Origin of the sequence: Microbulbifer sp. (genome assembly GCF_036563125.1) — a bacterium.
Taxonomy (GTDB): domain Bacteria; phylum Pseudomonadota; class Gammaproteobacteria; order Pseudomonadales; family Cellvibrionaceae; genus Microbulbifer.
In genome coordinates this window covers 1-8,285 of sequence record NZ_DATCMV010000096.1, presented here as the reverse complement: position 1 = coordinate 8,285, position 8,285 = coordinate 1, and the positions used below count along the sequence as shown (strand labels likewise).

Annotated in this window: 8 protein-coding genes and 1 pseudogene; 1 reads left to right on the top strand and 8 read right to left on the bottom strand. The window is 61.6% G+C overall.

Features of this window, described 5'->3' with window-relative positions:
* Positions 1-323: 323 nt before the first annotated feature.
* The 8 genes from VIL80_RS07880 to VIL80_RS07845 all read right to left on the bottom strand — a co-directional run bounded on the left by VIL80_RS07880 (position 324) and on the right by VIL80_RS07845 (position 7,584).
* On the bottom strand, positions 324-1,127 hold the full coding sequence (locus tag VIL80_RS07880; protein WP_332035572.1) for a phosphodiesterase: 804 nt from the start codon (positions 1,125-1,127) through the stop codon (positions 324-326).
* A gap of 52 nt (positions 1,128-1,179) precedes the next feature.
* A complete protein-coding gene (locus tag VIL80_RS07875; protein ID WP_332035571.1) occupies positions 1,180-1,737 on the bottom strand; it encodes a DUF1249 domain-containing protein in 558 nt (185 codons plus the stop codon).
* Positions 1,738-1,879: 142 nt separating this feature from the next.
* Complete coding sequence (locus tag VIL80_RS07870) at positions 1,880-2,506, bottom strand: NUDIX domain-containing protein (RefSeq protein WP_332035570.1); 627 nt, start codon at positions 2,504-2,506, stop codon at positions 1,880-1,882.
* Positions 2,507-2,539: 33 nt separating this feature from the next.
* A complete protein-coding gene (locus tag VIL80_RS07865; protein ID WP_332035569.1) occupies positions 2,540-3,106 on the bottom strand; it encodes a DUF4136 domain-containing protein in 567 nt (188 codons plus the stop codon).
* A gap of 91 nt (positions 3,107-3,197) precedes the next feature.
* Entirely contained in the window at positions 3,198-3,776 is a 579-nt protein-coding gene (locus VIL80_RS07860) for a DUF4136 domain-containing protein (RefSeq protein WP_332035568.1), read from the bottom strand.
* A 75-nt stretch (positions 3,777-3,851) separates the two neighbouring features.
* On the bottom strand, positions 3,852-6,212 hold the full coding sequence (locus VIL80_RS07855; protein ID WP_332035567.1) for a PqiB family protein: 2,361 nt from the start codon (positions 6,210-6,212) through the stop codon (positions 3,852-3,854).
* Entirely contained in the window at positions 6,209-6,895 is a 687-nt protein-coding gene (locus tag VIL80_RS07850) for a paraquat-inducible protein A (protein ID WP_332035566.1), read from the bottom strand. The genes VIL80_RS07855 and VIL80_RS07850 overlap by 4 nt, the downstream gene beginning before the upstream one ends.
* Positions 6,892-7,584, bottom strand: coding sequence for a paraquat-inducible protein A (locus VIL80_RS07845; RefSeq protein ID WP_332035565.1), 693 nt, complete (start codon positions 7,582-7,584; stop codon positions 6,892-6,894). Before VIL80_RS07845 ends, VIL80_RS07850 begins: the two co-directional genes overlap by 4 nt.
* 453 nt (positions 7,585-8,037) lie before the next feature.
* Between VIL80_RS07845 and VIL80_RS07840 the strand changes: the two are divergent.
* A pseudogene (locus VIL80_RS07840) lies at positions 8,038-8,285 on the top strand (TolC family outer membrane protein); the annotation flags it as partial.

Here is an 8,285-nt window from a genome sequence, read left to right as displayed (position 1 = left end):
GTCTGGCGCGGCAACAAACCATCTTCGGCATCCTTGGGATTGACGGTGCTCTGCTGGGTACAGCCGGCCAGCAGCGCCAGGGAAAGAAGCAGCGGGGACAGCAATTTGTGTTTGATTGTCTGCATGGTGACCTCACTTCCTGTTACTGGGTGTTGTACAAGCGGTCGGCGCTCTATCGTCCACCGCTGTCCGAATCTGCTACCACACCAACGCGGATTCCGGTGCCATTCTAAAGTAAAGAACAGGCTGCGGAGTCACGAAAGTCGGGGATCGGTCGAGAATGGGCTACCGACCGTATTTGGTAGGCGGCGCGGTATCAGGTATCAGTAGCCGGAGGATGCCAGATCGACACTGTATTCGGCGATGGCGACCCGCTCGACGCCGGTCTCATAGCTTCCGTCGTCATACAGCTCGAACCAACGGTAGCCGGGCATTTCGCTGTCTACCGCAAAGGGTCCACTGCCGGGGGTGAATTGCACCGAGGTGGAGGGGGTGGCATGCAGGCCCGCGGGGCCGAGGCGGCTGTCGAACTGCTGGTGCACATGCCCCCAACACACAGCGCGGACATTGTCCGAGCGCTGGATCAGGCCCACAAAGGACTCTCGCCCCTCTTTCAGCATATGACCGTCAATCCAGTGGCTGCCAACGGGGACCGGCTGATGGTGCATCATCAGCATGATCGGATGCTGCCGGTGTGCGTCGATCAGTTTTTCAATGCGCGCCAGTTCCGCCGCACTGAAACCACCAGAAATCTGCCCAGGCACGCTGGTATCCAGCAGCAACAGGCGCCAGTTGCCGAGAGCGATCACTTCCGGGCGCCGTTTCGGCGCAATCTCATCCATGCGCTGAGGATTGTCGTGGTTACCCGGCAGCCAGTACCAAGGGCTGGCAGCGCCCCGCATCTTGTGCAGGAAGCGGCGGTAGGCTGCCTCCGAGCCGTTGGCGGAAACGTCACCGGTCACCACCATTAGTTCTGGCCGGACGGGATTCGCAGCAATAGTGCGGAGAACTTCCTCCAGGGTGTGGCCGGTGTCCAGGCCCAACAACTGGTAATCCGGCCGGCCACCAATATGGGGGTCGGTTATCTGGATCAGCCGGTTTGCCGGTTGTACTGCCTCGATCTTCACTTTCTCACCTTGCCGAAACATCCGTGTCATCTGTGCGATGCCCGGCGTGCACTCAGCGGCGCCGGTCACCAAAGGTGAGATCGACGTCGGCGCGACCATTTGCCAGGCAGTGGGCCAACCATTCGCTCAGATAGCGATTAACCTGTTGGCGTTCATCTTCTTTGTGCATTGCCGGGTTGGGGTAACTGAAGTTCAGCCCATCCCCCCCTACCGGCCCCTGACCGTCTACCGCCACCACTTCTGCCATGCGCGCATCGTGGTACATGCGCACGGTGATGGGCGGCGGCCGCAGCCAGTTTTTATCCTTTCCGAACTTAACCTTTGCCGCGGTATCCGCCGAGGCCTGCAGGCAGACCTCGGTGGTGTAGCGGCTGCGCTCGAGTACTGCGACTTCCAGCGTGCCTCCGGGCACCTGGTAGCGCCAGCTGTGATTGCTCTCGAACTCCGGCATCAGTTTGCACAGGCGCAGGTAATTGGCGTCACAATCTGCGTGATAATTCGGCAAGTCGACGCGGTAGCGCTCTCGCAAACCGGCTCTCGCTCCCGTATCCACACCCTTGCGGGCCTTAACCGCCAAACTGTTGCGGCCTGTGCCAGCCGGTACCGACATTATCGACACTCCTGTTAAGTACGCGCCGTGATTGATCTCTCAAATTGCCCGCCATTCGCCGCATTCGCGGCAGCAACTGGCGAATTGTAGGGCCCGGCGGGTCACTTGACGCAAATTTCCCCTTAGTAAATGTAGGGGAATATTACCCACCCAGGCGCTCTCGATTCAGCTGCAACCACTGCAGGCTGATGATACTGGCCGCGTTGTCGATGGCGGCATCGCCACGGTTGACCGCATCCAGCAGCGCCTGCAGGGGGAACACCCGCAGGCGGATATCCTCGTGCTCGTCGGCGAGGCCAAAGTAGCCTTCAATACCCCGCAGGTCGGCACAGCCGCAGAACAGGTGCATGCGCTCGCAGGTGCCGCCAGGGCTCGGCAGATAGCTGCGGATGAAGTGCAGATCCTGCACCTCGAGTCCCGCCTCTTCCTGCAGTTCGCGGCGGGCGACATCCTCAAGGGATTCCCCCTCCTCCACCATGCCCGCGACCACTTCCAGACACCAGGGGCCACCCTCGCGCTCCAGCGCACCGATGCGGAACTGCTCGGTCAAGGCGACCAGTTGATGCTGGGGGTCATACAGCAGCACCCCCACCGCATTGCCACGCACGAATAGCTCGCGCTCCATCTCTCCGCCCCAGCCACCGCGATAGAGGCGGTGACGCAGGCGCAGCTTGTGCATTTTGAAGAAGCCGTCGTACACGGTTTTACGGGAAATGATATCCACCGCACCGCGGGTAAACGGCGGTTTCAAATCCATTTTGTCGTTCATGGAATTCCTTGTCGAAACAGATCCACGCCCGACTTAGTCGTAGCCGACGTCGTTATATGGGGGGAAGCGCGCAAGGATCATGCCCGCTTCTTCCCGCAGGCGGAACATCTGCTGTTCAGGGGAATCGTGGCGCGCCGCGGTGGACGGCATGCTGCCCCGCCACAGCGGCGCTTCATCCGGTGACAGCACATCGACGATCAGGGTGGACTCACGGTACTCGTGCACCCGCAGCGGCGCGCGCCAGCCAAACCCGAAGTAGCGGTAGCCGCCATAGATGCTGAAAGGGTCTTGGTACACTGCCACCTTGTCGGCGCTCAACAGCTGCACCCGCACCAGGAAATCCGCCTCTTCGCGGCTTGCCGCCGGGCTGTAACTGCCGCGAAGCATTTCATCTACCGCCTGGTTGGCACGCTTGCTTTCAAACGGGGAAACTGGGCCGTTGGCCAGGGTATCCAGCAGGTAGTAGCTGCGGAGGTTGGCGAATTTGAAGCCCGGATCGTAATCGACCGCTACCGGGTTGGGGGCGGCACAACCGCCGAGGCCTGCGATCAGCAGCAGGCCGAGGGTGGCCACGGAAAAAAGTTTGCGCAGTGAAGCCATATGTTCTCCCGCTATTGCGTTGCGAGGACGGCGTCCCTGCCGATCCGTTATTGGAAAGTCCGTTATTGGAAGTATTCTCGGGCCAACTGTATCAGGCTGCCGGCGGCAAGTCCCTGAGCAGTTCGCCAACGGCATTGTTCAAGATGCGCTGGCGCTCGTTTTTGTCTTCCGGCCGAACCATCAACTTGGTGGCGCTGCCACCCCAAATGGGCATGCCGTGCTGAGGGCCGATACCCACCGACAGGGTCACCCGCGGCGCGCCGGTGCGGGCGGGCAGTTCCACCACCCCGCGCTGGGCATTGCTGTCGAACTGGGCGTCCCAGCTTTCGTCTTTGGGATCGCCTGCGAACTCCTCCTCGACAATGGCGATCTGGTAATCCACCACCATCTGCGCGTTGTCGGCCCCCTGTACCTGGCGATATCCGCGCGCCAACATCAGCGCTCCCACCACCTGGCGCAGCTCGGCATCCAGCTCCACCAGTTGCGCGGGCGCGCCGGATTCCCCACTCAGGGCCTCGGTGCCCCAGGCATAGGTCTGGAAGCTGACCGGCGCGCTGCGCGATTCGATGCGGTCTATCTGTGTCGGGGTGCCACAGCCCGCGAGTCCGAGGGACAAAACAAATCCTGTCAGCAGGCTGGTGACTTTCAGGCCCTTGCTTGCATTGCGCATCCGTTGTTCCTTCTTGAATGTTCTTGGGTGAATCATCTTGAACTTGCGTGGGATCTCGCGGGCGAGATCCGCAACTTATTTGAAGTTTTCTTCCGCTGTCGGGTACAGCTCGATTTTCGGGCTCCACAGCAGCCACTCGTTTTCCGGCTTGCCGTAGAGCGGATAGTGGCTGCCGGATTCCACCTCAAGCCCCATTTCCGGATTGTTCGGCGTGGCGAAGGCGATGCCGCCAGCGAGCAGTGCCTGGGCGGACTCGGTGTGCACATCGAGACCGGTCATCACCCCGAAATTGACTTCCATTCCGCTGGCATTCCAGAACCTGGAGCGCTCCCGCACCAGGGTGCGGTACTGCGGTTCAATATAAACATAGATGTAAACCCGGTCCGCCAGTTCCCCCAGCTGGTAGCCGGTCACCTGGCCGACCTGCACCTGGCGGTAATAGACCGGGCTGCCACGCTTCAGGGAACCGCGGCGCGGCGCGTCCAGAATCAGCGCCAGCCCCGGCATCATCATGGTGTCCGCCAGATCCGGTTCCGGTTTCGCGGCGAGGGCAACGAACTCCGTCTGCGGCTCGCCGCCCACACCCGGTTCCAGCTCGAGGAAAGGCCCTGTCACCAGGGTATCCAGATGATCGACTCCACCGAGGCCGATTTTCGCACCCACCACCCACATGCGGGTGCCGTTGCGGGCGAAGCGCTCGGCGCGCCGGTATAGCCGCGCCCTTGCGCGCACGCCGTCGAGGTCGAGGTTGAGGCGCATGGCGGTGATCTCGCCGACCTGGATACCGCGATAACGCAGCGGTGCACCCACTTTCAGCCCCTCGTCGCCGGTGAGGTCGATGTAGATATTGATCCCCTCTTCCATGGCGTCGTCGCGGCTGGCATACAACTGGAAGCTGTCACCGCTCATGGCCTGGCCGGCGCTCTTGCTGTCGTGGGGACCGCTGCCGAAGGCGATACCGCCGCGCACCATCGACAACAGGGAATCGGTTTCCACCTCGATTCCCTTCAGGCTGGCGCTGGCGCGCAGGCCGCTCACATTCCAGAAGCGACTCTCGTTGTTCACCAGATAGGCGTAAGGCGGGTCGATGACCACATATACCTCGACCCCGGAGCCATCCTCCTTCAATGCCATGCCCTGTACCCGCCCCACTTCCATTTGCCGGTAGTAGACCGAGGCGCCGCGCTGCAATGATCCTGTATTGCGCGCGGTGAGCGTCAGGTGCAGACCCGGTACCCGCGGGTCTCGCGGCGGCGGCGCCGAATGGGCGTCGAACTCCCGCACCGAGCGCTGGCCGCGACGCAAGTCTACTTCTATGCGGTTGCCCTTGAGCAGGTCGTTGACCCCGGACGTAAAATCCAGCGTCGGCGGCGCCAGCCAGAATTGGGTGTTTTCGCTCAGCAGGTCGTCGGTGATGGGGTCCATCAACACCCTCACTTCCATGCCATTGATATTCTTGTTGGCCTTGACGCCGCTCACCTGCCCCACCTTGATCCCCTGGTAAATCACCTGGGTGGAACCCTCGGCGAGACTGACCCCGCGATCAAAATTGAGCGTGATCGGAATGCCCGCGTCCGCATCCGCAAAACTTTTGTAGAGTTTGAATTCGTTGCCATCCACGGCCAGCGGCGAGTGCTGCTGCGCATCCGGTGTATAGAAACTGACCCCGCCGGCAATGAGCGAGGCGAGGGACTCGACTTCCACATTAACCCCGCTGATGCTCCCCTGGATCGACACCCCGGAGGTGTTCCAGAAGCGGCTGCCGCGGTGCACCAGATCCGCGTATTCGCGGCGGATGAACAGGTTGATGTCCACCTCACTGGCATCTTCCGCGAGGTGATAACTCTCCACCTGTCCCACTTCCAGCTGGCGGTAATACACCGGTGAACCCCGGTTGAGGGAGGCGAGACGCGGGGATTTGAGGGTGATACGCAGCCCGTCGCCGCGCACATAAGCCGGTGGCTCCGCCACCGCAACGAAGTGCCTCTGCGCCGGGCCAGCGCCCGGTTCCACCGCGATATAGTTGCCGGACACCAGTGTCTCCAGCCCGCGCACTCCAGTGAGCGACACTTCGGGTTTGACCACCCAGAACTTGCTGCCCTTGGTGAGCAGATAGCCGGCGCTGCGATTGAAGGTGACTTCTGCCAGCACGCCGTCCTGGCCATTCAATTCCCTGGCGCTCTGCACCAGACGGAAATCGTTCACCACACCAATTTCCACCCCGGAGTACTTGACCGCGGTCTTGCCCTTCACCAGGCCGTCGCCGCTGGAAAACAGGATGGTGACGCGAATATCCCCCTGGGTGAAATCCTTGTACAGCAACCACACCGCGATCAGCGCCGCGATCAATGGCAGCAGCCAAACCAGCGAAAGCCCGCGACTGCGGCGCGCAATGCCTTCAGGCTGGGCGTCGTGTCCAAACGGCGCGTCGCTCATGCGCGCTCCCCGCTCTGGTCTTGATGACTCTGGCTAATGTTCTCAGCTTCGACTGCCGACATTTTTTCTTCGTAAATATCCCATATCAAACGTGGATCGAACGCGCGCACCGCAAACATGGTGACCACCACCACCGTAGCAAACGCGGTGCTGCCAGCGCCGGCGGCCACTTCGGCAATGGCACCCATATCCACCAGTGCCACCAGAATGGAAATCATGAACAGATCCAACAGTGACCAACGGCCAATGGCGTTCACCACTCGGTAGATCCGCATCGCTTGGCGCGGCGCAACGTTGAGCCGCAACTGCACGATGAGGCACAGGATCACCAACCCCACCAGCTTCATTACCGGCACCGCGACACTCGCCACAAATACAATCAGGGCAATGCCCCAAAGGCCGTTGTGGTAGAGCTCCAGTGTGCCGCCGATGATGGTACTCGGATCACCGGAACCCAGGTAGATCACTGTCATCACCGGCAGGATATTCGCAGGAATCAATAACAGGGCCCCGGTTATAGTGAGCGCCCAGGTCAGCATGATGCTGCCGTCCACCCGCGCGTGCATACGCGCGCCGCAGCGGGGGCAGAGACAGGTGCGGGTCTCGCGAGGCACCGTCACCAGCTGGCGACAACCGAGGCAGGTCCAGAACCCATGAGACAAGGCGCGGGCCGGTCGGTTCATTGCGCCGCCTCCGGATCCTTTTTGCTGCCCGCAGTGGCGGCGCGGCGGGCGAGCCTCGCCCACACGGTTTCCGCGTCAAACGATACGGTAGCGGCACTCGATACCACCATCATCGCCACAAAGCAGTAGAGCCCCGGCTCCACCGACATCTTGCCCAGATCCGACATTTTCACCAGCGCTACCAGAATCCCCAGCAGGTACACATCCAGCATGCCCCACTCCTGCAGGTGGAGATACCAGCGCAGCGCCCGCGCCACCGGCTTTGCCAGCGATGCCCAAGCGCTGCCCCAGCTGATAAATGCGAGCAACAGAAACTTTCCCAGCGGTGCCAGCACACTGCAGAACAGCACCAGCGAGGCAAGCCACAGGTATCCGGCGGCAAACAGCGCCTGCACGCCATTCAGCAAGGTGTTTTCAGCACCGAAGGAAAACAGCGAGAACTCCAGCAGTGGCAGGGTGGCGGATGGGATAAACAGCAACAGGCCGCTGAGGCTCAATGCCGCGGTGTGGGCGACACTGCGCTCCATATTGCGGTGCAGGGTGGCGCCACAGCGCGGGCACATAAGGCGTTGGCCTACCGGCGCGTGGTCGCGGGTGAGCAGCAGGTCGCACTGGTGACAGGCGCGCTTCCAGGGGCGCGATGCCCCCGGCTGGATGTGCGCTGAGTCTTGCCCGGAATCCTGCCCCATTTCCCGCCGATGCCCTGCTCGTGTGAAGATTTCATCCCGGTTGCACCCGGGCTGCATCCGCCAGCGGTCGATGCCGCGTCTCAAAGGTCGGGAAACGCCCAGGCGAGCCGGTCAGTGGTTAAATTTTGTTACTGGACGCACATTCGCGTCAGCTTAACGAAGATATACCAATTTGCCCCGACCGTCGCCTCGACGCTCCTGCGGCCTGAAGGTACACTCTTGCGACCGCAGGCCCGGACTCCGTCATAAGTCGATGTACTCAACGGAAAAACAACATTGCCCCGGGCCAAGCCAGCGACGCCTTCAGAGCACATTACAGACTGGCTCCACTCCTTAACAAAAGGAAAGCGGGGTTTACAGGAAAGCCGGGGGCAAAGCACCCCTTGAGCCCGGGGCAGGATCTATCGCTACCGGAAACTTGAAGACCGCAGCTGTCACAGGAAATCAACAGTAATGACAAGAAGTGCAAAAGGGCGCCTCGCTCACCAATTTGGCCGCCCGTTCAAATCCATGCTCGCCGCCGCTGTCATCGGCCTGGGTACCGGTCTCGGCGCGGTACAGGCCCAGGCGGACACCCTGTGGGAAATTTACCTGCAGGCCCTCGACAACGACCCGCAGCTGGCCGCTGACCGCGCCGCCTACCGCGCCGGCCTCGAGGCCAAGAATCTCGGTCGCTCTGCGCTGCTGCCGCAGGTCAATGC